Annotated in this window: 27 protein-coding genes; 17 read left to right on the top strand and 10 right to left on the bottom strand. The window is 71.3% G+C overall.

The genetic code is table 11. The features are described 5' to 3' along the window. Positions 1 to 131 precede the first annotated feature (131 nt). From AC1DP3_RS06210 to AC1DP3_RS06195, 4 genes are all read left to right on the top strand, one after another. Positions 132 to 965, top strand: coding sequence for a DUF3097 domain-containing protein (locus tag AC1DP3_RS06210; protein WP_477292267.1), 834 nt, complete (start codon positions 132 to 134; stop codon positions 963 to 965). Between the two features lie 41 nt (positions 966 to 1,006). After that, entirely contained in the window at positions 1,007 to 1,744 is a 738-nt protein-coding gene (gene trmB, locus AC1DP3_RS06205; RefSeq protein WP_477292266.1) for a tRNA (guanosine(46)-N7)-methyltransferase TrmB, read from the top strand. 62 nt (positions 1,745 to 1,806) lie between these two features. Next, positions 1,807 to 3,081: an MFS transporter gene (locus tag AC1DP3_RS06200; RefSeq protein WP_477292353.1), complete on the top strand. Its 1,275-nt coding sequence runs from the start codon at positions 1,807 to 1,809 to the stop codon at positions 3,079 to 3,081. Continuing rightward, positions 3,082 to 3,984, top strand: coding sequence for a CPBP family intramembrane glutamic endopeptidase (locus AC1DP3_RS06195; protein WP_477292265.1), 903 nt, complete (start codon positions 3,082 to 3,084; stop codon positions 3,982 to 3,984). 22 nt (positions 3,985 to 4,006) lie between these two features. On the opposite strand, the gene AC1DP3_RS06190 is transcribed toward AC1DP3_RS06195, so the two are convergent. After that, entirely contained in the window at positions 4,007 to 4,942 is a 936-nt protein-coding gene (locus tag AC1DP3_RS06190) for an SDR family NAD(P)-dependent oxidoreductase (protein WP_477292264.1), read from the bottom strand. A gap of 135 nt (positions 4,943 to 5,077) precedes the next feature. Between AC1DP3_RS06190 and AC1DP3_RS06185 the strand changes: the two genes are divergently transcribed. Further along, complete coding sequence (locus AC1DP3_RS06185) at positions 5,078 to 5,401, top strand: hypothetical protein (protein WP_477292263.1); 324 nt, start codon at positions 5,078 to 5,080, stop codon at positions 5,399 to 5,401. Positions 5,402 to 5,437: 36 nt separating this feature from the next. On the opposite strand, the gene AC1DP3_RS06180 is transcribed toward AC1DP3_RS06185, so the two are convergent. Continuing rightward, the gene (locus AC1DP3_RS06180) at positions 5,438 to 6,133 is read right to left on the bottom strand and encodes a DUF305 domain-containing protein (RefSeq protein ID WP_477292262.1); all 696 of its coding nucleotides are present in this window, start codon (positions 6,131 to 6,133) and stop codon (positions 5,438 to 5,440) included. Positions 6,134 to 6,138: 5 nt separating this feature from the next. After that, entirely contained in the window at positions 6,139 to 6,858 is a 720-nt protein-coding gene (locus tag AC1DP3_RS06175; RefSeq protein ID WP_477292261.1) for a DUF3105 domain-containing protein, read from the bottom strand. A gap of 325 nt (positions 6,859 to 7,183) precedes the next feature. Here AC1DP3_RS06175 and AC1DP3_RS06170 point away from each other — a divergent pair, with 325 nt between their 5' ends. Then, positions 7,184 to 8,545, top strand: a complete 1,362-nt coding sequence (locus AC1DP3_RS06170) for a multidrug effflux MFS transporter (protein WP_477292260.1) — start codon at positions 7,184 to 7,186, stop codon at positions 8,543 to 8,545. Positions 8,546 to 8,581: 36 nt separating this feature from the next. Here the strand turns inward: AC1DP3_RS06170 and AC1DP3_RS06165 are convergent, their stop codons facing one another. Next, positions 8,582 to 9,073, bottom strand: coding sequence for a nitroreductase family deazaflavin-dependent oxidoreductase (locus AC1DP3_RS06165; protein ID WP_477292259.1), 492 nt, complete (start codon positions 9,071 to 9,073; stop codon positions 8,582 to 8,584). A 79-nt stretch (positions 9,074 to 9,152) separates the two neighbouring features. Between AC1DP3_RS06165 and AC1DP3_RS06160 the strand changes: the two genes are divergently transcribed. The 6 genes from AC1DP3_RS06160 (at position 9,153) to AC1DP3_RS06135 (ending at position 17,344) form a co-directional block, all read left to right on the top strand. After that, the gene (locus tag AC1DP3_RS06160) at positions 9,153 to 9,821 is read left to right on the top strand and encodes a phosphatase PAP2 family protein (protein ID WP_477292258.1); all 669 of its coding nucleotides are present in this window, start codon (positions 9,153 to 9,155) and stop codon (positions 9,819 to 9,821) included. Positions 9,822 to 10,006: 185 nt separating this feature from the next. Further along, a complete protein-coding gene (locus AC1DP3_RS06155) occupies positions 10,007 to 12,082 on the top strand; it encodes a helicase HerA-like domain-containing protein (RefSeq protein ID WP_477292257.1) in 2,076 nt (691 codons plus the stop codon). A gap of 266 nt (positions 12,083 to 12,348) precedes the next feature. Further along, positions 12,349 to 14,784, top strand: coding sequence for an FdhF/YdeP family oxidoreductase (locus AC1DP3_RS06150; protein WP_477292256.1), 2,436 nt, complete (start codon positions 12,349 to 12,351; stop codon positions 14,782 to 14,784). Positions 14,785 to 14,864: 80 nt separating this feature from the next. Then, a complete protein-coding gene (locus tag AC1DP3_RS06145) occupies positions 14,865 to 16,409 on the top strand; it encodes an SDR family oxidoreductase (RefSeq protein WP_477292255.1) in 1,545 nt (514 codons plus the stop codon). A gap of 9 nt (positions 16,410 to 16,418) precedes the next feature. Beyond that, a complete protein-coding gene (locus AC1DP3_RS06140) occupies positions 16,419 to 16,919 on the top strand; it encodes a MogA/MoaB family molybdenum cofactor biosynthesis protein (RefSeq protein ID WP_477292254.1) in 501 nt (166 codons plus the stop codon). Continuing rightward, on the top strand, positions 16,916 to 17,344 hold the full coding sequence (locus AC1DP3_RS06135; protein ID WP_477292253.1) for a molybdenum cofactor biosynthesis protein MoaE: 429 nt from the start codon (positions 16,916 to 16,918) through the stop codon (positions 17,342 to 17,344). The genes AC1DP3_RS06140 and AC1DP3_RS06135 overlap by 4 nt, the downstream gene beginning before the upstream one ends. An 83-nt stretch (positions 17,345 to 17,427) precedes the next feature. Here AC1DP3_RS06135 and AC1DP3_RS06130 read toward each other — a convergent pair whose 3' ends face one another. Genes AC1DP3_RS06130 through AC1DP3_RS06105 form a run of 6 tightly spaced genes read right to left on the bottom strand, consistent with a single transcriptional unit; the run spans position 17,428 to position 21,430 of the window. After that, positions 17,428 to 17,661, bottom strand: coding sequence for a MoaD/ThiS family protein (locus AC1DP3_RS06130; RefSeq protein WP_477292252.1), 234 nt, complete (start codon positions 17,659 to 17,661; stop codon positions 17,428 to 17,430). Next, complete coding sequence (locus tag AC1DP3_RS06125; protein WP_477292251.1) at positions 17,661 to 17,930, bottom strand: DUF6457 domain-containing protein; 270 nt, start codon at positions 17,928 to 17,930, stop codon at positions 17,661 to 17,663. Before AC1DP3_RS06125 ends, AC1DP3_RS06130 begins: the two co-directional genes overlap by 1 nt. Then, the gene (gene mobA / locus AC1DP3_RS06120) at positions 17,927 to 18,580 is read right to left on the bottom strand and encodes a molybdenum cofactor guanylyltransferase (RefSeq protein ID WP_477292250.1); all 654 of its coding nucleotides are present in this window, start codon (positions 18,578 to 18,580) and stop codon (positions 17,927 to 17,929) included. The genes AC1DP3_RS06125 and mobA overlap by 4 nt, the downstream gene beginning before the upstream one ends. Then, on the bottom strand, positions 18,577 to 19,053 hold the full coding sequence (gene moaC, locus AC1DP3_RS06115; protein WP_477292249.1) for a cyclic pyranopterin monophosphate synthase MoaC: 477 nt from the start codon (positions 19,051 to 19,053) through the stop codon (positions 18,577 to 18,579). Before moaC ends, mobA begins: the two co-directional genes overlap by 4 nt. Beyond that, a complete protein-coding gene (locus AC1DP3_RS06110) occupies positions 19,050 to 20,294 on the bottom strand; it encodes a molybdopterin molybdotransferase MoeA (protein ID WP_477292248.1) in 1,245 nt (414 codons plus the stop codon). Before AC1DP3_RS06110 ends, moaC begins: the two co-directional genes overlap by 4 nt. Further along, the gene (locus AC1DP3_RS06105) at positions 20,291 to 21,430 is read right to left on the bottom strand and encodes a ThiF family adenylyltransferase (RefSeq protein WP_477292247.1); all 1,140 of its coding nucleotides are present in this window, start codon (positions 21,428 to 21,430) and stop codon (positions 20,291 to 20,293) included. Before AC1DP3_RS06105 ends, AC1DP3_RS06110 begins: the two co-directional genes overlap by 4 nt. A 136-nt stretch (positions 21,431 to 21,566) precedes the next feature. Here AC1DP3_RS06105 and AC1DP3_RS06100 point away from each other — a divergent pair, with 136 nt between their 5' ends. From AC1DP3_RS06100 to AC1DP3_RS06080, 5 genes are read left to right on the top strand one after another with little or no spacing between them, the layout of a single operon-like run. After that, positions 21,567 to 21,965, top strand: a complete 399-nt coding sequence (locus tag AC1DP3_RS06100; RefSeq protein WP_477292246.1) for a TOBE domain-containing protein — start codon at positions 21,567 to 21,569, stop codon at positions 21,963 to 21,965. Further along, complete coding sequence (gene modA / locus AC1DP3_RS06095; RefSeq protein WP_477292245.1) at positions 21,962 to 22,780, top strand: molybdate ABC transporter substrate-binding protein; 819 nt, start codon at positions 21,962 to 21,964, stop codon at positions 22,778 to 22,780. Before AC1DP3_RS06100 ends, modA begins: the two co-directional genes overlap by 4 nt. Continuing rightward, positions 22,777 to 23,580, top strand: coding sequence for an ABC transporter permease (locus AC1DP3_RS06090; protein WP_477292244.1), 804 nt, complete (start codon positions 22,777 to 22,779; stop codon positions 23,578 to 23,580). Before modA ends, AC1DP3_RS06090 begins: the two co-directional genes overlap by 4 nt. Next, complete coding sequence (locus AC1DP3_RS06085) at positions 23,577 to 24,641, top strand: sulfate/molybdate ABC transporter ATP-binding protein (protein WP_477292243.1); 1,065 nt, start codon at positions 23,577 to 23,579, stop codon at positions 24,639 to 24,641. The genes AC1DP3_RS06090 and AC1DP3_RS06085 overlap by 4 nt, the downstream gene beginning before the upstream one ends. 46 nt (positions 24,642 to 24,687) lie before the next feature. Continuing rightward, positions 24,688 to 25,287 carry an N-acetyltransferase family protein gene (locus tag AC1DP3_RS06080; protein ID WP_477292242.1) on the top strand — a complete coding sequence of 200 codons (600 nt, stop codon included), beginning with the start codon at positions 24,688 to 24,690 and terminating at the stop codon, positions 25,285 to 25,287. Positions 25,288 to 25,304: the final 17 nt, after the last annotated feature.

Here is a 25,304-nt window from a genome sequence, read left to right as displayed (position 1 = left end):
CCGCCCCCTCGCTGAGTCTATTCACGCTCCGGCATGTGCGGGTAGGGAGCGGGCAGGGCTTGACGGGAGCCGCGTCGCTCGCTTCTGTCCCGTGGCGGCGCCGGTACGCTGGCTCCTCCGGGAGGCCCACCATGGATGATCGATACGGCAGCGATGTGCTCGCCAAGGGCTGGCGCGCCCAGTTCCAGCGCGAACTCCCGCGCGTGCCCGCCGACCGGGATCTCGTCGTCGAGTGCGCCGCCGACGGCTTCTGCGGCGCGGTCACGACGGTGCGCTCGAGCACCGTCGAGATCGAAGACCGCCACGGCCGCAAGCGGGTGTTCCCGCTGGGCCCGGGGTTCCTCATCGACGGCGAGGACGTCGTCCTCGTGGCGCCGACCGCTGCTGTACCTGCATCCCCTGCACGCACGGCATCCGGCTCGTTCGCCGTCGCCGATGCGCGCGCCAGGGTCGCCCGTCCCAGCCGGATCCTCGTGGAGGGCCGCCACGACGCCGAGCTCGTCGAGAAGGTGTGGGGCGACGACCTGCGCGTCGAGGGCGTGGTGGTGGAGTACCTGCAGGGACTCGACCTGCTCGAGGCCGCGCTCGACGAGGAGCCCCCGAGCGCGGAGCGGCGCTACGGGGTGCTGGTCGACCATCTCGTCCCGGGCTCCAAGGAGTCCCGCATCGCCGACGCGATCCTCGGCGGGCGCCACGGGACGCATCTGAAGATCGTGGGTCATCCCTACATCGACGTCTGGCAGTGCGTGACGCCGCGGGCTCTCGGGATCGCCGCGTGGCCCGAGGTGCCGCGGGGCATCGAGTTCAAGGTCGGCGTCTGCCGTGCACTCGGCTGGCCCGCCCGCGATCAGGCCGACATCGCCCGTGCCTGGCAGCGGATCCTCCGTTCGGTGACGTCGTACCGCGACCTCGAGCCGTCCTTCCTCGGGCGCGTCGAAGAGCTCATCGACTACGTCACGGCCTGACGCCCGTCCGGGGGCCGCGCCCTCTTCGTTAGCCTGGAGTGGTGTCCGACCCCGCCGCCGAGCAGCCCGCGTTCCGAGACCGCCCCGTGTCGTTCGTGCGCCGCAGCGGCCGCATGTCCGACGCGCAGGAGCGCGCATGGGCCGACCTCGCGCCGCGCTTCGTGCTGACGGTGCAGCGCGATGCGCCTGCCACCAGTGTGCTGCCGGGCACCGCGATCGACCCGGCCGTCGTCTGGGGGCGCGAGGCGCCTCTCGTCGTCGAGATCGGATCGGGGCAAGGGCACGCGATCGTGCACGCCGCGGAATCCGCTCCCGAGGTGAACTTCCTCGCGATCGAGGTCTTCCGGGCGGGGCTCGCCCGGACCATGCTCGACGCCGAGCGTGCGGAGCTGCAGAACCTGCGCCTCGTCGAGGCGAACGCGCCAGAGGTGCTGCAGCACCTGCTGCCGGCGGCATCCGTCTCAGAACTGTGGGTGTTCTTCCCCGACCCGTGGCACAAGAACAAGCACACGAAGCGACGCCTGGTCGTGCCCGACTTCGCGGCGATCGCGGCGGGAGCGCTGCAGCCCGGTGGGATGCTGCGGCTCGCAACCGACTGGGAGGACTACGCCTTGCAGATGCGCGACGTGCTCGACGAGGCGCCGGACTTCGCGCGATCGTTCGAGGGGGAGTGGGCTGCGCGCTTCGACGGGCGCGTGCTGACCGCCTTCGAGCGCAAGGGGGCACGGGTCCGCCGGTCGATCCGCGACCTCTCGTACGTGCGACGGGCGCGGACGTGAGTGACCCCGCCGATCGGCAGGCGCCGGAGGGCGTGAGCTCCGACGAGCCGAAGGCCATCGGCGTGTCGCCGGCCGGGCGCGACCGCTGGCGGTTCGTGCGCCCGCTGGCGCACCGGGATTTCCGGATGCTGTTCGCCTCGGTCGTGCTGTCGGTCTTCGGCGCCGGCATGTGGGCGGTCGTGATGGTCTACACCGTCATCGGCGGTGGCGGCGGTCCTGTCGAGCTCTCGATCGTCGCCGCGGCCAACGCGGTCGGTCTCCTGGCGTGCGCGATCCCCGGTGGAATCGTGGCCGACCGCGTCTCACGCAGGCTGATCCTCCGGGTGGTCGAACTCGCCAACGTCGTCGCACTGACCTCCGTCGCGGTCGCCGGTCTGTTCGGACCGGTGCCGGTCCCGCACCTGGCCATCGCCGCGTTCATCCTCGGCGCAGGCGCCGGCTTCTTCTACCCGGCCTACAGCGCAATCCTGCCCCGCATCCTGCCGCCGGCGCAGCTGCTCGCCGCAAACGGCCTCGAGGGGGCCATCCGCCCCGCGCTGCAGCAGGCGGCCGGACCCGCTGTCGCCGGTGTCGTGGTGGCCGCCGTCGTGGCCCCCGCTCACGCGGTGTGGGTCATCGCGGCCGCGCACGCGGTAGCCCTCGTGCTGCTTCTGATGGTGCGGCCCGAGCCCGAGACCGACTCCGCACCGGATCATCCGACCGCGACCACACGGGGCGTCTTCCACGACCTGCGGGAGGCCGTCGCCTTCACGGTCCGGACGCCCTGGCTGCTGTGGACCCTGCTCTACGCCACGGTGTGGGTGCTCGTCTGGATGGGCCCGCAGGAGGTGCTGGTGCCGTTCATCACCGCGGACCGCATCGGCGAGGACCCGCGCTGGTTCGCGTTCCTCCTCGCTGCGTTCGGCGTGGGCGGGGTCCTCGGGTCGATCGTGGTGTCGTCCTGGCCGCTCCCTCGCCGGTACTTGAGCGCGATGATCCTCGTGTGGGGCTGCAGCACGCTGCCCTTCATCGTGGTGGGCTTCACCGACCAGTACTGGCTCATGGTGCTGTCGTGCTTCCTCGTGGGGTTCGGCTTCAGCTACGGCAACGTCATCTGGGGGACGCTCCTGCAGCGCCGGGTGCCGCGGCACATGCTCGGCCGGGTGTCGAGCCTGGACTTCTTCGTCTCACTCGCCCTCATGCCGGTGTCGATGGCGCTCGCGGGGCCTCTCGCTCAGGTCGTGCCCATCCCGGTGATCTTCCTCGTCGCCGGGCTCACGCCGTTCCTCCTGTCGTTCGTGGTGCTCGCGGTGGCGCGCATGCGCAGCGACGAGCTCGCGAATCCGCTGGGAGACTGAATGCCCGCCGACCCGTCCGCCGTCTCGCTCGAACGCCCCCGCTGGTCGTGGAAGCTGGTGCCGGCGCTGCTCGCGTGCCTCGCCGCCCCGGCGTTCTTCGTCCTGCGGATCCCGTGGGTCGGCTGGGTGCTGCTCGCGGCGGCGCTGGTCACCGCCTGGCTGATCGAGAGGGCGGATGCCGCACCCGCCGAAGACGGGACCGCCGATCTGAGCGAGGGGACTGACGCCGCATCCGCTCGTCGTCCGAGCATCGTGCGCGACCTGTCGCTCGTCGCCGCCGGCCTGCTCATCGTGAGCGCCATCCCGCTCAAGGCCGAACTCGACAACCTGGCGATCCTGCGCTTCGCCGTGGCGCTGGGCGGAGCGGTCATCGTCCCGTACGTCGTGTCGCGCTCCGTGTACCGGGATCGCGGAATCCGCTTCCCCTGGCGGGGCGGACGGCGGTGGACGACCTTCCAATGGAGCTGGCTGGTCGGCGTGCTGGTCCTCGGCTGGCTGATCCTGCCGTTCTACTTCATCACATCCGGGGTCTACCTGAACTGGCCCGTCGTCGACACACCCGAGCTGATCGCCCGCCTCTTCGTCGGCGTCGGCGCCGTCGGCATCTGGGACGAGCTGTTCTTCATCTGCACCGTGTTCGCGCTCCTGCGCCGCCACTTTCCCAACTGGCAGGCGAACCTCCTCCAGGCCGTCGTATTCGTGTCGTTCCTATGGGAGCTCGGCTATCAGGCGTGGGGCCCGCTGCTCACGATTCCGTTCGCGCTCCTCCAGGGCTTCATCTTCGTCAAGACACGGTCGCTGGCATACGTCGTCACGGTGCACCTGCTGTTCGACGCCGTCGTCTTCCTGGTGCTCGTGCACGCCCACAATCCAGGGATGCTCGACTGGCTCTTCCTCGTCTGATCCCGGGGATCCCGTGGTCGGCTCAGCGGTCATCGTGACGTGCGGCGTCCTCCCGCTCCATGCGCTCCCGCATCCCCCCGCTCACCGTGGTGCCTGCCACCATCGGCTCGTAGATCGCGCCGGTCGTGTCCGACACAGGCGTGCCCTTCTCGGTCTCGGAGTCGATCAGCTTCGCCGACGCCCGCTCGGTGAGGTCGGGGAAGAGACGGTGCGAGAGCGTCGCGCCCCGAGCCTTCGCGCCGACGGGCTGCTCCTCCTTGGGGCGGACGCACGCCTCGACGATCGCGTCCACGACGACCTCGGGGTCGTCCAGGGCCGCCATCCGCGCCGCATGGCCGCTGTAGTTGGCGGTGTGGATCCACCACGGGGTGTCGACTGCCCACGGCATGATGGTGCCCACCTTGATGGACTCGTCCAGGCCCGCGAGGCGCAGCTCCTCGTTGAGCGAGCGACCGAGGCTCAGCACCGCGGCCTTGGTCGCCGCGTAGGTCGACTGGTAGGCCATGGGCACCTGACTGTCGACGGAGCCCGTGTTCACGAGCACCCCTTCCCCCTGCTCGAGGAAGCACCGGAGGGCGGCATGCGCGCCGTAGACGAGTCCCGTGAGGTTGACCTCGATGATCCGCGCATGGTCGGCGGCGGGGATGTCCCAGAAGAAGCCGATCGCGCCCACGCCGACGTTGTTGACCCACACGTCGATGCCGCCGTAGTGCGCGATGGCCTGCGTCGCGAGCTGCTCGACGGCTTCGCGATCGCTCACGTCCACGGGCACGGCGAGTGCCGATCCACCCGCCGCCGTGATGTCGGACACGATTTCGGCCAGGACCTGACTCCTGCGCGCGGCGACGACGACGTTCGCTCCGAGCTCGGCCAGGCGCATCGCGGCACCTCGACCGAACCCGCTGGATGCACCGGTGATGACGATGGTCTTGCCGTGCACGTCCGCTTCTCTGCTCATGCCGCAATAGTCGGCGCGCCCATTCGCGAGGCGAACCCCCTTGCCAGAGTGCGCGCGTGCGGCTATCACTAGCGGGTGAATCGATGAATCGCAACCCCGGAGGTGATCCTGTTCAGGCGGGGTTAGAAAAGGTCCGTGAAGGTTCTGATGTACGCGGGTGGTGAGTACCTGACGGGAGACGAGATCGCCCTGGCGCTGCTCGAGTACAGCGAGTCGCTCGCCGAGGTCGGTGAGGCTGCAACGGTGGAGATCCCCATCGTCAGCAAGGGTGGCAAGCTCGTGCACGCGACCTTTCTCATCGGCCCTTCAAGTCAGATCGTGGCGACGGACTTCGAGACGGCTGACGACGAGCTCATCGATGCCGTGGTGGTGGACGAGCTGCGTCTGCTCACACGCAGACTCCGACCTGTCGGGTTCCCCGCTGAGCAGGAGGATGTGTACGTCGACGAGTACGAGTGAGGCCGGCGGGGTTCAGCCTGCGCTTTTCGCGTGACGTCAGCCTGCGCAGCCGAGCCGCGCCTGCACGGAGGCCATCGCCTCGATCTCGGCGGTCTGCCCGGCCTTGATGGATTCGGCGACGGCGAGCACCCGCGGGACCGAGCCGAGCTCGATCACGGCGTCGGCCATCGGGATCGCGCCCTCGTGGTGGCGGATCATCAGCTCGAGGAAGAGGCAGTCGGCCTCCGTGCCGGTCGCCGCGGCGAGGGCGGACAGCTCGTCGGCAGAGGCCATGCCCATCGCGGCTCGGAGCTCTTCGTCGGTCGATTCCGCATCGCCCGCGCCGTGGCCGCCGTGGCCACCGGCATCCGTCATCCATGACATGAGCGGATCGCCTGCCTGTGGAAGACCCCACTGCACGATCCAGTCGTACATCTCGCCCCGCTGCCCCGCCTGGCTCGTCGCGATGTCGTACGACATGCGCCGCACGTCGTCATCCTCGGTCTTGCGATAGACCTCCATCGCCATCTCGACCGCCTGCGTGTGATGGACCTGCATGTCGCGCGCGAAGCCGATATCGGCGGCATTCGGGCCGGCCGCGACCGAGCCGCCCGAGCCGAAGGTCGAGAACCGGCCGATCGCGAACGCGAGAGCGGCGATCCCGACCGCCACGAGGACGTACACCCACCAGCGCGGACGAGACGGAACGGATGCCGCAGCCTCCGCTGCCGCCGCGGGCGGTGTGCCGGTCATCGCGGTCAGGACACCTTGCCCGGCGCGTCGAGACCACCCGAGCACAGCGCACTGGGCTCAGGGACGTCCTGGCTGCGCCAGTACTCGTCGAAGAACTCCCCGATGCGCTCGTCGTCGACCGAATCCAGCGCGAGCTGGTGGTTCCAGTTCGACAGCACGACGGGGGAGTCCAGGCCCTCATAGGGAGAGAGGACGACGTACGTCGAGGGCAGCTGCGCCTTCAGGGTGGAGAGCTCGTCGGCCGAGAGCGCGTTCGCATCGTAGGTCACCCACACGGCGCCGTGCTCCATGGAGTGGACGGCGTTCTCGTTCGGCACCGGCTGGTCGTAGATCCCGCAGTTCAGCCAGACCTGGTTGTGCGGTCCACCCGCGGGGGGCGTCTGCGGGTAGTCGACGGTGCCCTCGACGTGCGACGTCTCGTTCTCGAAGGTCTGAACGCCCTCGATCTTCGCGCCCGTGCCGCCGGCTTCGTAGGACGGCGGCGGGGCAGGGGCGAAGACGATCGAGGCGACGATAGCGGCGATCACGAGCACCGCGGCGAAGGAGCCGGCCGTCCACCACACGATCTTGCTGCGCTGGCGCTTGGCGAGCTGGCGCTGGTACTCGGCCAGCTTCTCCTGGCGCTTCTGCTCACGCTGCTGCTTGACGGTCTGGTTGATCTTGGCCTGGGTCGCGGGGTTGCCGCTCGTGCGGGCATCGTCGGGGCGCTGTGATGTCGGGGTCATTGATCGATCTCGGCTAGGGCGCCCACTCGGGTGCGGCACGGGCTGCGGGAAACGCGACCAGCTTATGCGAGTGCATGGGAACGCGACTGGGAACGTGCCGACAGCCCACCTCCCGGTCCGGGTCGTCCCGGCCGTGTTGTCCCGGCGGGAAGGCGTCCGGTATCCTGGTAGCTCCGAATCGATTCGATGCCTTCGCCGGAGGTCGATCCGGCCGGTTCGCGATCCGCCGCCGCCTCGTCGCCGTTCCGCCCCTCTGCGCCTGAGCCGCTCTCCCGGTGCCACGCATTCCCCCCTTGCTCGCCATCGTCACCGAAGTGAAGTCGCCTTGCTCGAGACCGCACCCGTTCCGACCCACCCCGAAGGGCCGAACCACACCGCCACGGGCAGCATCCGCCTGCCCGGGTCGCCGACCGGAGCCATCCGCACCCTGGGTCCCAACCCGGCGACCGCGCCGATCATGCTGCACCCGGGGGATTCGATCCCGAAGCGGCGCCGCACCCTCTACATCGTCCTGCTCGGAGCCCTGACGGCTCTCGGTCCGTTCACGATCGACCTCTACCTGCCGGCGTTCCCCGTCCTCGAGGCGGACTTCAACACCACCGCGGCGGCGATCCAGCTCACTCTCACCGGCACGATGCTGGGCTTCGCGCTCGGCCAGCTCATCGTCGGGCCGCTCTCCGACAAGGTCGGCCGCCGCATCCCGCTCCTGTCGGTGACCGCGCTCCACGTCGTCGCCAGCACGTGCGCGGCCCTCGCGCCGACCCTCGGCACCTTGTCCATCGCTCGCGTGTTCATGGGTGCGGGAGCTGCCGCGGGCGGCGTCGTCGCGGCCGCGATCGTGCGCGACCTGTTCGGCGGGCGGCGGCTCGTCGTCATGCTGTCGCGTCTCGCCGCGGTCTCGGGAGTCGCGCCGGTGCTCGCGCCCCTCGTCGGCTCAGCGCTGCTGCTCGTCATGCCCTGGCGCGGCATCTTCGTCGTGCTGGCGATCTATGGCGCCGTCATGCTCCTCTCGGCGGCGATCTTCCTGCGCGAGACCCTTCCGGCCGCCCGCCGGGGTGGCAAGGGGGCGACCACGATCTGGCAGCGCTATCGCAGCGTCTTCAGCGACCGGGTCTTCATCGGGGTGCTCATCATCGGCGGCATGACCTTCAGCGGACTCTTCTCGTACCTCTCGTCGTCGTCGTTCCTCTTCCAGCTCGGCTACGGCTTCGATGCGCAGCAGTACGGCATCCTGTTCGCGGTCAACTCGCTCGGCGTCGTGCTCGGCGTGCAGGCCGCCTCACGCCTCGCCGCCCGCTTCGGACCGCAGTGGGTCATGGCATGGTCGACGGCCGTGCTCGTGGTGGCCGGATCGATGATCATCGTCTTCGACCAGCTGGGCTTCGGCCTCTGGGGCACCGTCATCCCGCTGTTCTTCTTCATGACGGCGTGCGGCTTCACCTTCCCCTGCGTGCAGGTGCTGGCGCTCGACCGGCACGGCAAGGCGGCGGGTACCGCGCAGTCGATCGTCGGTGCGACGAACTTCGGCGTCGCGGGGATCATCTCGCCGATCGTCGGCTGGCTCGCCCGCGGCTCGGGCATCACCCCGACCACGATGGCCGCCGTCATGGTCGCGTGCGCGATCATCGCGGTGCTCTCGCTCTGGCTGGTCGTCCGACCGAAGACCGTCGCCCAGCTGGCGCCGTAGCCCCCACGCTGCAGGGGCGCCTCGATCCCCGTCGGTTCAGCGGCGGACGGGCTGCAGCACGAACAGGCGCGCGGTCCGGCCCGACAGGCGCTCGTACTCCCGGAAGCCGGGCCACTGCGCGTCGAGGATCGCCCACGTCGCCTCGCGCTCATGATCGGCGATGAGCGTCGCGCGCACGGCCAGGCGCCGCCCACGGACGGTGATCTCGGCATCCGGGTGGGCGAGCAGATTGGCTGTCCAGGCGGGGTGCCGGGCACCCGCCCAGTTGGTGCCGGCGACGATCGCGCGCCCGCGTCCATCGGGTGTGTACATCAGGGGCGCGTCCCGGGGCTCGCCGGACTTCGCCCCCACCGTGTGGAGCGTGAGGGACGGGACGATGAGGTCGGTGAGCTGGAGCCGCCCGCGCGTGACGCGCGTCAGGAACCGCTCGAGCGGGGGCAGCACGTGCGGCCCCACGAAACGCCGGAAGAACGTCAGCCGCGTGATCGGTGAGAGGACACCGCGCATGATGTCGATCGCTGTCGCCATGCCCCCATCCTCGCCGGACCGGTCATCGCGGGGCGCGTGGCGATGCGACGGATCGCACAGGGCGGGTGAGAATGGGCGGATGGATCAGCCGGCCGCAGATGTGGACACGAAGGAAGCCGCGCCCCTGCGGCGGGCGGTGCTGCTGGTCGTCGGCATTGTGCTGCTGGCCGTCTCGGCGGCGCTGGGGGTGTGGATCTACTTCCACGGTCAGCCGCCGTTCATCACCGACGTCTGGTGGAACAGTCTGCTCGCCGCGTGGGCGTCACCGGTCGCGCTGGCGATCTCACAGGTGATGAACTTCATCGGCGGGGGACTGATCGGCGTGTTCGTGATACCGGCCGTCATCGCCGTCATCCTTGTCATCGTGCGGCGGCCCTGGGGCGCCGCGTACCTCGTCGCCTCCTCGATCCTGTCCTCCGCGGCGGTGCAGCTCGTGAAGCAGACCGTCGGTCGGGCGCGACCCGACGACATCCTGGTCACGACCGACGTGGGCTCGTATCCGTCCGGCCACGTCGCGGCCGCGGCCACCACGGTCGCGGTGCTCGCGGTCCTGTTCCCCCGACTCTGGGTCTGGATCGTGGGAGCGGCGTACGTCATGCTCATGGCGTTCAGCCGGACGTATCTGCACGCCCACTGGCTGACCGACACGATCGGCGGTGCCGCCCTGGGTGCCGGCGTTTCGCTGGTCCTCGCCGCCGCCTTCGCCGTGGCGCTCGCCCGCGAGCCGAGGCCGAAGCGGCGGCGCTGACCCCGCGCTGAGTCGGTGGCGGGCATGCCGGCGGCGACCGAGTCGTGCCCGGATGCCGCTGCCCACCGACTCCGGGCACCGACGCCAGGCACCGACGGCCCTCACCGATGCCGCACCGACGGCCGGCGCTCGGCGCACGCCTGCGTACCGACAGCCGTGGCCGAGCCCGTGGCTAGGCTGTGCGCATGACCGACCCCGATCCGGCCGCGACCGCCGCAGAAGCCGACCTCGCGCGCCTGCGCGCCGAAGCCGAAGCTGCCGAAGCAGAGCTGCGAGCGGCCCAGGCACGCGCCGCCCTCGCCGCCGCCGAGGCGGCCGCCGCCAGGGCCCGCGCCGCCCTGACTGCCGCCTCGCCAGGCCCATCCAACGTCAGCGGCGGGCCTGCGACGACCTCGAGCGGGGACGAGACCCCGAGTGCCGAGGAGGTCATCCCCCCGGCATCGAGCCGGGCGACTTCGGGGCCCGCGGGAGCGCCCGTGTCGGCTGCCGAAGCCCGGGAACCAAAACCCGATCTTGAGGCCGCACCCAATCCCAATCCCAATCCCAATCCCAATCCCGAATCGGAATCCACATCAGAATCCAAATCACGACCGATCCCTGAACCAGGACCCGACCCCGCATCCGCATCAGAATCCACCCCCCTGACCCCCACACAGATCGACAAGATCATCTCCGGGTACACCTTCGACGGCCCCACGCTCGATCTCGGAGCCCTCGTGAACGGCGATCCGGTCCCGTCGGCGCAGATCCGCATTCCGCTCGGCATGATGAACCGCCACGGTCTCGTCGCGGGCGCGACCGGCACCGGCAAGACGCGCACGCTGCAGGGACTCGCCGAGCAGCTCGCCGCCAAGGGCGTGCCCGTGTTCGCGGCCGACATCAAGGGTGATCTCTCGGGAGTCGCGACACCGGGGCAGCCGAACGAGAAGCTGCTCGCGCGCACGCGGGCGATCGGTCAGGAGTGGCGCCCCGAGGCGTCGGCCACCGAGTACTTCGCGCTGGGCGGAATCGGCAGGGGCGTGCCCGTACGGGCGACGGTGAGCGGCTTCGGCCCGCTGCTGCTGAGCAAGGTGCTCGGGCTCAATGAGACCCAGGAGTCGAGTCTCGGGCTCGTGTTCCATTTCGCCGACGAGCACGGGCTCGCCCTCGTCGACCTGTCCGACCTCAGGGCCGTGCTCTCCTATCTCACGAGCGAGGAGGGCAAGGGCGAGCTCAAGAGCCTCGGCGGCCTGTCGGCTGCCACGGCGGGGGTGATCCTCCGCGAGCTCATCACCTTCGCCGACCAGGGCGCCGACGTGTTCTTCGGCGAGCCCGAGTTCGAGGTCGCGGAGTTCCTGCGCGTGGCCGCCGATGGACGCGGAATCATCTCGCTGCTGGAGGTGCCCGGCGTGGCCGACAAGCCCGCCCTCTTCTCGACCTTCCTCATGTACCTGCTGGCCGAGCTCTTCGAGATCCTGCCGGAGGTGGGCGACCTCGACAAGCCGAAGCTGGTCTTCTTCTTCGACGAGGCGCACCTGCTCTTCCGGGACGCGTCGAAGGACTTCACGGCGGCGATCGTGCAGACCGTCCGGCTCATCCGGTCCAAGGGCGTCGGTGTCTTCTTCGTCACCCAGACGCCGAAGGACGTGCCGAGCGACGTGCTCGGCCAGCTCGGCTCTCGCGTGCAGCACGCTCTGCGGGCGTTCACGCCCGACGACGCCAAGGCGCTCCGCGCGACGGTCGGCACCTATCCCACCTCCGGCTACGACCTCGAGCGCACGCTGCAGGAGCTCGGCACCGGAGAGGCGATCGTCACGGTCATGAGTGAGAAGGGCGCCCCGACGCCCGTCGCCTGGACGCGACTGCGCGCGCCGCAGGGGCTGATGTCGCCGACTCCGGATGCTCAGATCGACGCCGCGGTCGCAGCATCCCCTCTGCTGGTGAAGTACGGGACCGCCATCGATCCTGAGTCGGCGCGCGAGATCCTCACGGCGAAGATGAACGCCGCAGCAGAGGCCGCAGCCGCGGAGGATGCCGCTCTCGCCAAGGCGAAGGCGGATGCCGAGTACGCCAAGCAGCAGGCCGCCATGGAGAAGGCGCAGGCCGCTGCCGACAAGAAGGCGCAGGCCGAGTACGACCGGCTCCTGAAGAAGACGTCGGGGTCGTCACGGACCACGCGCAGAACGGAGAAGTCGCCGCTGGAGTCGATCCTGAACTCGAGGTCGACGCAGACCATCCTCTCGAGCGTGATCCGGGGGGTGTTCGGCACAGGCCGGCGCTGACGCGGGGGTGAGTCCCCGCCCTCGCGTCGCTCCGAGCGGGTCCCGGCCCTCTGGCTCGCCGGATCGACAGGTCAACCACGGATCTACAGGGTCCTTTCGGCGGAAACGTCCTGTGGACGCGTGGTTGACCTGTCGCGGCGAGTTGAGAGGGACGAGCGAGCCGAGCCGCGCCGCGCCGACCGGGCAGCGCCGACCTAGCATGGAGGCAGGCCCGGGCATCCGTCGTCCGGACCGCGAGGCCACGCGAGGAAGCACCGGTACGCACCATGGCGAAGCGCGCCCCCACCGCCGACATCGACGAGTCGAAGGTCCGGCACTCGAAGACGAAGAAGGTCGCCGTCGGGGTGCCCGCCGTGCTGCACGCCTTGCAGATCGCGAACGACCAGATGGGCCTCGCCCGCAGCGTCGAGACGCTGCTGCGCGTCAACCAGAAGGACGGCTTCGACTGCCCGGGGTGCGCGTGGCCGGAGGAGGACAAGCGTCACGTCGCAGAGTTCTGCGAGAACGGCGCGAAGGCGGTCGCCGAGGAGGCGACGCTGCGCCGGGTCACGCCGGAGTTCTTCGCCCAGCACTCCCTCGACGAACTGCGCGCGCACGATGACTGGTGGCTCGGGCAGCAGGGGCGGCTGACCCAGCCGGTGATCCTCGAGGAGGGCGCCACCCATTACCGCCCCATCTCGTGGGACGATGCGCTCCGCAAAGTCGCTTCGGCCCTGCGCGGGCTCGACGACCCCGATGAGGCGGTCTTCTACACGTCGGGGCGGACCTCCAACGAAGCGGCGTTCCTCTACCAGCTGCTCGTGCGCGGGATCGGCACGAACAACCTTCCGGACTGCTCGAACATGTGCCACGAGTCGTCCGGCTCGGCCCTCACCGAGACGATCGGCATCGGCAAGGGGACCGTCTCGATCGAGGACGTGCACGAGGCCGACCTGCTGATCGTCGCGGGGCAGAACCCGGGGACGAACCACCCGCGGATGCTGAGCGCACTGGAGAAGGCCAAGCGCAACGGCGCCACGATCATCGCCGTGAACCCGCTGCCCGAGGCGGGGCTGATGCGCTTCGAGAACCCGCAGACCCTGCGTGGTGTGGCGTTCGGCGGCACCAAGCTCGCGGACGAGTTCGTGCAGATCCGCCTCGGCGGAGACCAGGCGCTCTTCCAAGCGATCGGCAAGCATCTGCTCGAGGCCGAGGCATCGACCGGCGGTGTGCTGGACCACGCATTCATCGCGGAGCACACCAGTGGGTTCGCCGAGTACGAGAAGGCGATGAGGGATGCCTCGTGGGCCGAGTTCGTCGCGGCCACGGGGCTTCCCGAGAAGGCGCTGCGCCGCGTCGGCGAAGCCGTGCGCAACTCGAAGGCGACGATCGTCTGCTGGGCGATGGGCCTCACCCAGCACAAGCACTCCGTGCCCATGCTGCGGGACGTGGTCAACGCCCTCCTGCTGCAGGGGAACATCGGGCGGCCGGGCGCCGGGCTCTGCCCGGTGCGCGGTCACTCCAACGTGCAGGGCGATCGCACGGTGGGGATCTACGAGAAGCCCTCCGAGGCCTTCCTCGATGCCCTCGACACCGAGTTCTCCTTCGCCGCGCCCCGCGAGCACGGCTACGACACCGTGCAGGCCATCCGCGCGATGCGAGACGGGCGGGTGCGGTTCTTCATGGGCATGGGCGGCAACTTCGTGTCGGCGACGCCCGACACGGCGGTGGTCGAGGCGGGCATGCGCGACGTCGAGCTCACGGTGCAGGTGTCGACGAAGCTGAACCGGTCGCACGTGGTGACCGGACGGCGGGCGCTCATCCTGCCGACCCTGGGCCGCACCGATCGTGACAAGCGCGGCGGCGTCGAGCAGCGGGTGTCCGTCGAGGACTCCATGGGGGCGGTCCACTCGTCACGCGGCCGACTGGCCCCGCCGTCGGACGAGCTGCTGAGCGAGGTCGCGATCGTGGCGCGGCTCTGCGCGCTCGTGTTCGGCTCGGGCGACGCCGAGCCGCCGGAGCCGACGGGGACCGGCATCCGGGATCCCGAGGCGGTCGATCGCGCCCAGGTCGAGCGGCCTCCGGACCATGAGGCGAGCGGGCCGGACGCGGCCATCGTCGAGCACCCGCTCAATGCACCGCGCGCCGACTGGGCTGCCCTCGAGGCGGACTATGCGCTCATCCGTGCGCACATCGAGAACGTCGTGCCCGGATTCGACGACTACGAGGAGCGCATCGACAAGGGCGGCACCCTGTTCCTCCCGAACGGTCCGCGCGACGCCCGTCGCTTCGCGACCGCGGACGGGAGGGCGCGGTTCACGGTCAATCCGCTGGAGTATCCGCGCATCCCGCGAGGGCGCCTGCTGCTGCAGACCCTGCGCTCGCACGACCAGTACAACACCACGATCTACGGGAAGGACGATCGGTACCGGGGCATCCGCGGTGGCCGGCGAGTGGTGATGGTCAACGCGAAGGACATCCGCTCGCTCGGGTTCGAGGAGGACGACGTCGTCGATCTCGTCTCCGAGTGGGTGGCGCCCGACGGAGTCGTCCAGGAGCGGCGCGCAGAGGGGTTCCGCATCGTCGCCTATCGCACGCCGAGAGGCAACGCCGCCGCCTACTATCCCGAGACGAACGTCCTCGTGCCCCTGGACTCGGTCGCCGACGTCAGCGGAACGCCGACCTCCAAGTCGGTCGTCGTGCGGCTGCAGCGGCGCGAGTAGCCCCAGCCGCGGCCGTTCGCATGGCTGATCGGCGGATGCAAGCCCTGGCCACGGGGTGGCTCGCCACGTAGCGTCGAGCCGTGACCGACATCTCCTCGCCGACGGGGCATGAACCAGACCTGCGCGCCGAGCCGCGAGCGGACGGTCGCCCACGGCGGGCGCTCGTCCTCGGCGCGACAGGCTATATCGGCGGCCGGCTCGTGCCGCGACTGCTCGAGGCGGGCTATGACGTGCGCGTTCTCGCGCGCGAGGCATCCCGCGTGAAGACCTTCGACTGGGCCGAGCGGGTCGAGACGGTGGTGGGCGACGTGACGGATGCGGCAGCCATGACGGAAGCCGTCCGCGACGTCGATGTGCTCTACTACCTCGTCCACTCGATGGCCGCCGGCCGCGACTTCGAAGACGCCGATCGGCGCGCCGCCCGGAACGTGGCCGAGAAGTCGGCTGCGGCATCCGTCTCGCGGATCGTGTATCTCGGGGGCCTGCATCCCGGTGATGCCGAGCTGTCACCGCATCTGCGGTCCCGCGTCGAGGTCGGCGAGATCCTGCTCGCCTCCGGAGTGCCGACGCTCGTGCTGCAGGCCGGCGTCGTCATCGGGTCGGGCTCGGCGTCGTTCGAGATGGTGCGTCACCTGACGGACGTGCTGCCGTACATGCCGGCGCCGAAGTGGGTGCGCAACCGCATCCAGCCGATCGCCGTCCGGGATGTGCTCCACTATCTGCTCGGTGCTGCCCGCGTGCCCGCCGACGTCAACCGCGCTGTGGACATCGGCGGCCCCGACGTGCTGCGGTACGGGCAGATGATGAACGGCTACGCCGTCGAGGCGGGGCTGCCGCAGCGTGCCATTGCGGCGCTGCCCGTGCTGACTCCGCGGCTCGCGTCGCACTGGGTCAACCTCGTGACGCCGATCCCGCGATCGATCGCGAGGCCGCTCGTCGAGTCGCTCCAGAACGACTGCGTCGTGAAGAACCGCGACATCGACGACCTGATCGCACCGCCGCCCGACGGGCTGACCCCGTACCGTCGCGCCGTCGCTCTCGCGCTGAGCCGCGAGGAGGCCGACCTGGTCGAGACGAGCTGGCTCGACTCCGAAGTGCTGGGCGTGCCGAGCGACCCGCTGCCCAGCGACCCCGAATGGGCGGGCCGCACGGTGTTCACCGATCTGCGGACCGTGCACTCCGAGGCCACGCCCGACCGGCTCTGGCGGGTCATCGAGGGGATCGGCGGGGTCAACGGCTGGTACTCCCAGCCGCTGCTGTGGGCACTGCGGGGCTGGATGGACAAGCTCGTCGGCGGAGTGGGGCTTGCGCGCGGGCGCCGCAGCCGCTCACGCCTCGAGGTGGGTGACGCTCTCGACTTCTGGCGGGTCGAGGCGATCGAGCCCGGGCACCTGCTCCGCCTCCGCGCCGAGATGAAGGTGCCGGGCCTGGCCTGGCTCGAGCTGCGTGCCAGCCCGGACGGCGACGGCTCGCGGTTCGACCAGCGCGCCGTCTTCTTCCCGCACGGGCTTCCGGGACGCCTCTACTGGCTTGCCGTCCTGCCGTTTCACGGCTTCATCTTCGCCGGCATGGCGAACCGCATCACCGCGGCGGCCGCGAGCACCGACGTGGGCGCCGGATCGTAGGCTGGGCGGATGAGCCACGCTGCTGCCGTCATCACGGTGTCCGATCGATCCGCGGCAGGTGATCGCGCCGACACCGCGGGCCCGCTCGCGGTCGCGGAGCTCGTGCGCGGGGGCTTCTCGTGCGCCGAGGCGATGGTCGTCGCCGACGGCGCTGACAGCGTCGAACGGGCGCTGCGGGCGGCGCTCGCAGCGGGCGCGCGGCTCGTCGTCACGACCGGCGGCACCGGGGTCGGCCCTCGCGACGAAACGCCTGAGGGAACCGCGCGGGTGATCACGCAGGATGTGCCGGGCATCGCCGAAGAGCTGCGGCGTCGTGGGGCATCTGAAACGCCGGGCGGGATGCTGTCGCGCGGCCGCTCGGGCGTGGTCCGTCCCGTGCCGGGGGTGAGTCCGGGCGCGCTCATCGTGAATCTTCCGGGCTCGCCGAAGGCCGTGGCATCCGGAATCCCGGTCGTGCTCTCGATCGCACGTCACGTGATCGACCAGCTCGCCGGTGGTGATCACTCGTGAGCGGCGTGCGGATCGCGGCCATCAGCGATCTCCCGCTCGATGTCGCAGCGCACCTCGATGCGGTCTGGGACGCGACGATGGGGGCCGAGACCACGTTCGTGGGGCGCGTGCGCGACCATGATCCGGATGCCGCTGCCGCCGTCGTCGCGCTCGAGTACTCCGCCCATCCCGATGCCGAGCAGACCCTGCGCCGCATCGCGGAGGAGGCGATCGGCGGGACAGGCGCCGTCGTCGCCGTGAGCCACCGGGTCGGCCGGCTCGAGGTCGGCGACGCGGCCGTCGTCATCGCGGTCGCCTCATCGCATCGGGCAGAGGCGTTCGCCGTGTGCCGGACGATCATCGAGACGATCAAGACGGATCTGCCGGTGTGGAAGCGGCAGGTCGAGGCCGACGGCACGACCGTCTGGAAGGGCATCGGGGGCTGAGCCTCGGCGGCTCCTCGGTGAGCTGCCGCGGCGGGCTCGGTCAGCCGCCCGCGAAGGGCGGGAGCACCCTCGGGCGCGCTAGGTCAGCCGCCCGCGAAGGGCGGGAGCACGTCGACGAGCTCCTCCGCGCCGAGCGGCGTCTCATCGTCGACCCGCGCGCCGCCGACGAGCACGGCGCAGCGGGGCAGGATGCCGCCGAGCCCCGGGTGCGCCGTGGCGACCGCTCTGCGCAGGTCGCCGAGCGTCGCCTCAGGGCGCTGCTCCACCTCGACTCCGGTCGCCTCGGCGGCGGCCGCGAAGTAGCGGACGACCGCCATCAGGCCTCCCAGGTCGCGGCGAGGGCCGAGATCGCGGAGGCGGCCGCCTCGATGTCGGCGCGCGATCCGCCGGCGCGGCCCGCAACGAGGCCTGCGACGAAAGCGCTGAGCGGGGCAGCAGGCCGGGCGACGCCGTTCGCCGCGTCGCGGGCGAGGTCGAGGATCAGCGTGATCGGCACGTCGTCGGCGCCGAGATGAAAATGCTCGCGGAGCGCTGCCGCCCACGCGTCCAGCGCTTCGGGCGGGAGCGTGCGGGATGCCTCGGTCATGAGTCCTCCAGGGGTGCATCGCCCGCAGCGGCACGGGCTGTGTCGAGATCCTCCCACGTGTCGACGTCCGCGGTCAGGTCGTTCGGCGCTGCGAGCGCGGCGATCGCCAGGTCGTCGAGGAGCACGCGGACCGGGGCGTCGCGCCCGGCATCCGGAACCGCGCCCGCGGCCCGGCGGAGCGCAGCCGTGCGGTACGCGCCCGTGAGCCACTGGGGCCGGCTCGACGCATCGGCGAGGCACACGCCTTCAGTGCTGTCGGGGAGGAGCGGGATGTCGCTCGCGAGCCGCGCGACAGCGGCGTCGACGCGCGGGAGGTCGCACGCGAGCACGAACGTCCACTCGGGGTCGGGCGCCCACAGGTCTCTGCGGCCCAGCGCGGCGACGATCCCCGCGACCGGCCCGCCGAAAGGCGGGTCCTCGGCGACCCAGTCCACCTCGAGCGACGCGTCGAGCGCAGGGGCGGCAACCACGATCGGACGCGCGCCGGCCCGCGTGACGGCGGCGACGGCCCGCGCGAGGAGGGTCTGGCCGCCGACCTCGAAGAGCGGCTTGCTCGCGCCGCCGACGCGGGAGCCCCGACCGCCCGCGAGGAGGATCGCGCCGAAGAGGGGCCGTTCGGCGGAGTGGAGGTCGCTGCTGCTGCCGGTCACTGCTCGCCCGGCCGGGTCCACGAGCCCGAGCGGCCGCCTTCCTTGGCGGTGATGCGCACGTTCTCGATCGACGTCGCCTTGTCGAGACCCTTCACCATGTCGACGACCGCGAGGGCCGCGACGGACACGGCGGTGAGGGCCTCCATCTCGACGCCTGTCCGATCCGCCGTGCGGACGGTCGCCTCGATCTCGACTCCGTCATCCACCACGAGCAGGTCGACCGCGGCGCCGTGGACGCCGATGACGTGTGCGAGGGGCAGCAGGTCGGGCGTGCGCTTGGCCGCCTGGATGCCGGCGATGCGCGCGACGGCGAGGACGTCGCCTTTCGGGACGGTGTGATCGCGGAGGCTCGCGACGACCTCGGGGGAGCATCGGACGAACCCACGCGCGGTCGCGGCGCGGACCGTCGGAGCCTTGGCCGTGACATCGACCATGCGGGCGCGTCCGGAATCGTCGAGGTGCGTGAAGCTCATGCAATCAGCATGACATCGACCAGATCGCCGGGTGCGACGGCATCGACCTCGGCTCCGACGATCGCGTAGGCCTCGGCGCGTGCGAGCCCGCCGGCGAGGTGCGACCCGGAGCCGCCGGCCGTCGCCGGCGCGATGGTCCACCGGCCGGGCTCGGTGCAGTCGATCACCGCGGGCAGGTACTGACGACGGCCCGGCGGGGTGCGCCATCCGACCTTCGCCGCCAGTCGGATGAGCGGCCGGTGCAGCGACGTCCTGCCCTGGAGGGCGAGGAGCGCCGGACGGACGAACGTCTCGAACGAGACGGCGGCGCTCACCGGGTTTCCGGGGAGGCCGAAGAGCAGCATCCCCTCTTCCGCGACACCGAATCCCTGCGGCTTGCCCGGCTGCATCCGCACCGCGGTGAACTCCATCGACGCGCCGAGGCTCTGCTTGACCGGCTCGTAGGCGCCTGCACTCACGCCCCCGGTGAAGATGACGACGTCGGCTCTGAGAGCCGATGCCTCGGCTACCGCGCGCAGCGGTCCGTCGCCGTCATCGGGAACGGTCAGGCGCAAGACGACCTCGGCGGATGCGCCTTCGACGAGCCCGGCGAGCAGCTGTCCGTTGGACTCGGGGATCTGACCGCGCTCGAGCGGCGAACCCGCCGGGACGAGCTCGGACCCGGTCGAGACCACCGCGACGCGTGGGGCGCGCGAGACCACGACCTCGGCGATTCCGGCAGCGGCGGCCGCCGCCAGCTGCAGCGGCCCGAGGAGGGAGCCGGCGGGAAGCAGCTCGGCGCCGACGAGGGCATCCTCGCCGCGACGGCGGATGTGCGCGCCCGGTGCGCGGGGAGCCCTCTGGACGACGACGTCGCGGAGCGAATCAGCGAGGCCTCCGGCGGTGTCTTCGAACGGCACGATGGCGTCTGCGGAGGCGGGGACGGGCGATCCGGTCATGATGCGGGCGGCCTCACCGGCTGCCAGCGACGGATCGAGCGCCGTACCGGCGGGGAGATCGGCGACCACCCGGAGTGTCACGGGGCTCTGGGGTGAGGCATCTGCGACATCGGCGAAGCGCACGGCGAAGCCGTCCATGCCGGAGTTGTCGAAGACCGGGATGTCGACCTGGGCGCGAAGCGGCTGGCGGAGCGTCCGTCCGAGCGCGGCCGCCACCGGCACGGCCATGGTCTCGAGCGGCTCGACGCGCGCCAGCACGAGGGCCAGGTGCTCTTCGACTTCTCGGAGCGGCGCCGGGCTCACGCCGGGACCCGCTCGGGGTCCGCCAGCGTCTCGGGCCACGCGTCCAGGCCTCCCGAGAGGACGGATGCCTCGACCCCGAGCGCGCGGAGGGCTTCGGCGGCGCGACGTGCCCGTACGCCGATCTTGCAGACGACGACGACGCGCCCCAGGCCCGTGAGCGCTTGCGGCTCGGCGAGCACGGCCGCGAGCGGCATGTGGAGGGAACCCGCGATCATTCCTGCATCGACCTCGTGCTGCTCGCGCACGTCGAGGATGACCGCGCCCACGAGAGCCTCGGGCCCGACGAGCGGCGGGCTGCTCGGGGGTGCGGGGGTGGCTGCTGCGCTGGGGGCGGCCGCGTGCCCGCTCGCCGGCGCGACGGCATCCGTCATCACCGAGCGGAGGCGCACCTCGTGCTGTCGCGCCCGCAGGCCGTCGATGACGAGGATCCGCCCGAGCAGCGGCTCGCCGATCCCGGCGATGAGCTTGATCGCCTCGGTCGCCAGCAGCGATCCGACCTGCAGGCAGAGCGCACCGAGCACCCCGACATCGGCGCAGGTGGGCACATCCCCGACGCTCCCGTGCGGGTAGAGATCCGACAGCACCACGGCGCCGGTTCCCGATGGAGGACGGTTCCAGAACACCGTGACCTGGGCGTCGAAGCCCTGCACCGAGCCCCACACCAGCGGGATGCCGAGCTGCTCTGCGGCGGCGGCGACGGCCTCGCGCGTCTCGAACGTGTCGGTGCCGTCGATCACCAGATCGGCCCCCACGAACAGCTCGGCCGCGTTCCACGGCGAAAGCCGTTCGCGCACAGCGCGCACGGTGGTCTCCGGTGAGAGCTCGGCCGCCGCGCGCACCGCGCTGTCGACCTTCGGGGCGCCGATGTCGCTGAGCCGGTGCATGACCTGCCGCTGCAGGTTCGACTGCTCGACCACGTCGTCGTCGATGACGATGAGCTCGCCGATACCGGCCGCGGCAAGGGCGAGGACGGTGGGGGATCCGAGACCCCCGGCGCCGACGACCGCGATGCGCGCGGCGGCCAGGCGGCGCTGGGCGATCTCGCCGAATCCCACGAGACGCGTGTGCCGGGCCGTGCGGGTCCGCTCGGCGTCGCTGAGGGCGGCGACCGGCTCGACCAGCGGCGGGAGCGGCATGAGTCAAGGGTAACCACGGCGACAGGCGTCGGGCTCCGCGTGCAACCCGGGGAATGCCGAGAGGCGCACGCAGTCTTACCGCAGATGCGGAGGAATTTCAGCCGTTTGACCGCATTCGCGGTGCTACCGTGATCACATGCCCGACTACAAGATCGCGGAGGCCGCTCGCCTGCTCGGAGTGAGCGACGACACCGTGCGGCGCTGGGTCGACCAGGGGCTGCTTCCGACCACCCGGGCCACCCCGGCGGAGATCGCCGGAGACGCCCTCGCCGAACGTGCCGTCGAGCTCGCGCGTGCAGCATCCGACCCGACCGACGTCCTCTCGAGTGCCCGCAACCGCTTCGTCGGGCTGGTCACGCGGGTGCAGGTCGACGGGATCATGGCGCAGGTCGACATCCAGTCGGGACCTCATCGCGTCGTGTCGCTGCTGTCTGCCGAGGCGGTGCACGATCTCGGCCTCGAAGTCGGCTCGCTCGCGGTCGCCGTCGTCAAGGCGACGAACGTGATCGTCGAGACACCGCGAGCGCACGCGTGAAGCGCGTCGTCGCGGCCGCGGCGCTCGTCGCCTTCGGGCTGCTCATGGCGGGATGCACGTCCGGTGTCGAGAGCCGTGACGACAGCGACCCGACGGCGATCGACACAGGCGCCGGCGCCGATCCGCAGGCGCTCCCCGACGTCTCGGGCGAACTCACCATCTACGCCGCCGCATCGCTCAAGCAGGCGTTCGACGACCTCGCCACCGCCTTCGAGGCGCAGCATCCCAGCCTCGAGGTCCTCCCCATCGTCTACGACGGCTCGAGCACTCTCGCCACTCAGCTCATCGAAGGCGCCCCTGCCGACCTCTTCGCCTCGGCAGACGAGGCGACGATGGAGCGTGTGACGGCGGCCGGCGTGGCCGGCGGCTTACGGGTCTTCGCGACCAACACGCTCGTCGTCGTGCTTCCCGCCGGCAATCCGGGCGGCGTCGAGAACCTGGGCGATCTCGCGGACGACAGCGTCACCGTGGTGCTGTGCGCGCCCGAGGTTCCCTGCGGGGCCGCATCCCAGACTCTGCTGGCGAATGCGGGCGTGTCCGTCGTCCCCGCCAGCTCGGAGCAGAGCGTGACAGCGGTGCTCACGAAGGTGGCGGCGGGCGAGGCGGACGCCGGCCTCGTCTACGCCACCGACGTGCGCGGCCGTACTGACCTGGAATCCTTCGCGCCCCCCGGTGCGCCTGCTGTCGTCAACCGCTACCCGATCGCCCCGCTGGCCGGCGCCGCACACCCGGAGGCGGCTGCGTCGTTCGCGGAGTTCGTCCTCAGTGCCGACGGCCAGGCGGTGCTCGCCGGGCGGGGGTTCGGACCGCCGTGAGACGCGAGGGAGCCGGGTTCGTCCCGCAGGTGCTGCTGATCCCGGCGCTGCTCGGGCTCGCGCTGCTCGTCGTGCCGCTCGCGACCCTGGTGGCACGCGTCGACTGGTCGACGCTGTGGACGGATGTCACCGCGCCTGAGGCGGTCTCGGCGCTGCTGTTGTCGCTGGGAACAGGACTCGTCGCGACGGCCGCGTGCGTCATCCTCGGGGTGCCTCTTGCGCTCGTCATCGCCCGGAGCGCACCCCGGTGGGCAGGAGTGCTGCGCGCCCTCGTGACGGTTCCGCTCGTGCTGCCGCCGATGGTCGGGGGCATCGCGCTGCTGTTCCTCTTCGGCCGGACGAGCTCGCTCGGGGGGATCCTCGCCGAGGCCGGCATTCGGATCCCGTTCACCACGACCGCCGTCGTCCTCGCGCAGACCTTCGTGGCGCTTCCGTTCCTCGTGCTCGCGGTCGAGGGATCGCTGCGGACCACCGGGGTCGGCTACGAGCACACGGCCGCCGCGCTCGGTGCCGGGCGCTGGACCATCCTCCGCCGCGTCACGCTGCCTCTGGCGGGCCCGGGCCTTCTCGCGGGCGTGATCCTGTGCTTCGCCCGCGCCATCGGCGAGTTCGGGGCCACCGCGCTCTTCGCCGGCAACGCCCCCGGGGTGACGCAGACCATGCCGCTGGCCATCTACACGGCGTTCAACGGGGCGGGCGTCACGCGGGGCACGGCCGTGGCGCTGTCTCTGCTGCTGCTCGTCACGGCGATCGGGGTGCTGCTGCTCGTGCGGGCGTGGCGGCCGGAGACCCCGCGATGACCGGCGCTGCGCTCGACGCCCGCATCGTGGTGGAGCGCGCGGGCTTCGTCCTGGACGTCGCCCTCCATGCCGCGGCCGGCGAGGTCGTCGCGGTGATGGGCCCCTCGGGAGCGGGAAAGTCCACGCTCCTCGGCGCGCTCGCGGGCCTCATCCCGCTCCGTGACGGACACGTGCGGCTGGGGGAGCGGACACTGGATGCCGCGCCCGGCGCCCGCGCGCACGTGACGCCGTCTCGGCGGGGCGTCGTGCTGCTCGGACAGGACCCGCGGCTCTTTCCGCACCTCAGCTCGAGTGAGAACGTCGCCTTCGGGCTGCTGGCGCGCGGCATCCCGAAGCGGGTCGCGCGAGACGAAGCGGAGCAGTGGCTGGCGCGCGTCGGGCTCGGCGGAATGGGCGCCCGGCGCCCCGCCGAGCTGTCGGGCGGCCAGCAGCAGCGCGTCGCGATCGCGCGAGCCCTGGCCACTGCACCCGCGGCGCTGCTCCTCGACGAGCCGCTGACCTCGCTCGACACCGAGACCGCGGCGGACCTCCGCGCGCTGCTGCGCGAGCAGCTGTCCGCCACCCACACGACCGCGGTCGTCGCGACGCATGACGCCGTGGACTCGGTGTCACTCGCCGACGGACTCGTGGTGGTCGAGGGCGGGCGCGTGACGCAGGCCGGTGCGGTGCGGGATGTGCTGCGGGTTCCGGCATCCCGGTTCGTGGCCGCCGTCTCGGGTCTCAACCGGGTCGTCGGGATCGTCGAGGGCGGATCGTGGTCGAGCGGCGGGATGTCTCTCGCCCATCCCGCGGGAAGACCCGGCGATGCGGCGGCGATCTTCCCGCCCGCGGCCGTTCAGCTCGAGCCCGCCACGGCCGAGCCTGTCCGAAGCGGCCCTGGTCAGTGGATCGCCAGGGTCACGCGGCTGGAGCAGACTCCTGCCGGCGTTCGGGTGCGCACCGCTGAGCCGGAGGTCGCCGTGGACCTGCCCGCTGACCGGGTCGCCGAAGCGGGTCTGGCGCCCGGGGTCACCGTCGCGCTGCGAGTGGATCCCGAGAGCGTCCGGTTCGTTCCTGCCTGACGGTCGTCACCGCGGCTGCGGCTGCTCCGACTCTAGAATCGGGCGGGTGACGCGCATCCGCCCCTTCCGACCCGGCGATGAGCCCGCCCTCGCCGACATCTGCCTGAAGACCGCCGACAACGGCGGCGACGCGACCGGCGTACTGGAGGACGACGATCTGTGGGCGCAGATCTTCGTCCTGCCCTACATCGCGCGGCATCCCGATCTCGCCTTCGTGGTCGAGACTGACGACGGTCGCATCGCTGGTTACGTCGTCGGCGCCCCCGACACCGCCTCGTTCGAAGACTGGTTCGCGGGGGAGTGGTGGCCCGCCTTCGCCGAGCGGTGGCCGAGACCCGAGAGCGAGGGCACGCGGCAGGACGGCGTCCTCATCTACGCCTACGGCCGGCGTGCGGGCGCGGAGCCTTACGCGCAGCAGGGCTATCCCGCCCACCTCCACATCGACCTGCTGCCCGAGCTGCAGGGGCAGGGCTGGGGTCGGCGGCTGATCGAGACGCTCGCCGGGGCACTGCGGGAGCGGGGGGTGACCGGACTCCATCTGACGGCCTCGACGGGAAACAGCGGTGCCATGGCGTTCTACCCGCGCCTGGGTTTCGCGCCGCTGCCGTCGCACGCCGGGGTGCAGGCTTTCGCGATGGGGCTCTGAGGAGCGCCCAGCTGAAC

The organism is Microbacterium sp. P5_B6 (assembly GCF_056400345.1).
This window is presented reverse-complemented; position numbering and strand designations above follow the sequence as displayed.

What these genes read in the sequence shown, in the direction of transcription:
- AC1DP3_RS06155 (WP_477292257.1), top strand. Translation starts at nt 10,007, where the DNA reads ATGACCGACCCCGATCCGGCCGCGACCGCCGCAGAAGCCGACCTCGCG.
- AC1DP3_RS06130 (WP_477292252.1), bottom strand. Translation starts at nt 17,661, where the DNA reads ATGGCGGTCGTCCGCTACTTCGCGGCCGCCGCCGAGGCGACCGGAGTC.
- AC1DP3_RS06105 (WP_477292247.1), bottom strand. Translation starts at nt 21,430, where the DNA reads ATGCCGCTCCCGCCGCTGGTCGAGCCGGTCGCCGCCCTCAGCGACGCC.
- AC1DP3_RS06150 (WP_477292256.1), top strand. Translation starts at nt 12,349, where the DNA reads ATGGCGAAGCGCGCCCCCACCGCCGACATCGACGAGTCGAAGGTCCGG.
- AC1DP3_RS06160 (WP_477292258.1), top strand. Translation starts at nt 9,153, where the DNA reads ATGGATCAGCCGGCCGCAGATGTGGACACGAAGGAAGCCGCGCCCCTG.
- moaC (WP_477292249.1), bottom strand. Translation starts at nt 19,053, where the DNA reads ATGAGCTTCACGCACCTCGACGATTCCGGACGCGCCCGCATGGTCGAT.
- AC1DP3_RS06180 (WP_477292262.1), bottom strand. Translation starts at nt 6,133, where the DNA reads ATGACCGGCACACCGCCCGCGGCGGCAGCGGAGGCTGCGGCATCCGTT.
- AC1DP3_RS06140 (WP_477292254.1), top strand. Translation starts at nt 16,419, where the DNA reads ATGAGCCACGCTGCTGCCGTCATCACGGTGTCCGATCGATCCGCGGCA.
- AC1DP3_RS06125 (WP_477292251.1), bottom strand. Translation starts at nt 17,930, where the DNA reads ATGACCGAGGCATCCCGCACGCTCCCGCCCGAAGCGCTGGACGCGTGG.
- AC1DP3_RS06210 (WP_477292267.1), top strand. Translation starts at nt 132, where the DNA reads ATGGATGATCGATACGGCAGCGATGTGCTCGCCAAGGGCTGGCGCGCC.
- AC1DP3_RS06100 (WP_477292246.1), top strand. Translation starts at nt 21,567, where the DNA reads ATGCCCGACTACAAGATCGCGGAGGCCGCTCGCCTGCTCGGAGTGAGC.
- AC1DP3_RS06165 (WP_477292259.1), bottom strand. Translation starts at nt 9,073, where the DNA reads ATGGCGACAGCGATCGACATCATGCGCGGTGTCCTCTCACCGATCACG.
- AC1DP3_RS06190 (WP_477292264.1), bottom strand. Translation starts at nt 4,942, where the DNA reads ATGAGCAGAGAAGCGGACGTGCACGGCAAGACCATCGTCATCACCGGT.
- AC1DP3_RS06195 (WP_477292265.1), top strand. Translation starts at nt 3,082, where the DNA reads ATGCCCGCCGACCCGTCCGCCGTCTCGCTCGAACGCCCCCGCTGGTCG.
- AC1DP3_RS06175 (WP_477292261.1), bottom strand. Translation starts at nt 6,858, where the DNA reads ATGACCCCGACATCACAGCGCCCCGACGATGCCCGCACGAGCGGCAAC.
- AC1DP3_RS06085 (WP_477292243.1), top strand. Translation starts at nt 23,577, where the DNA reads ATGACCGGCGCTGCGCTCGACGCCCGCATCGTGGTGGAGCGCGCGGGC.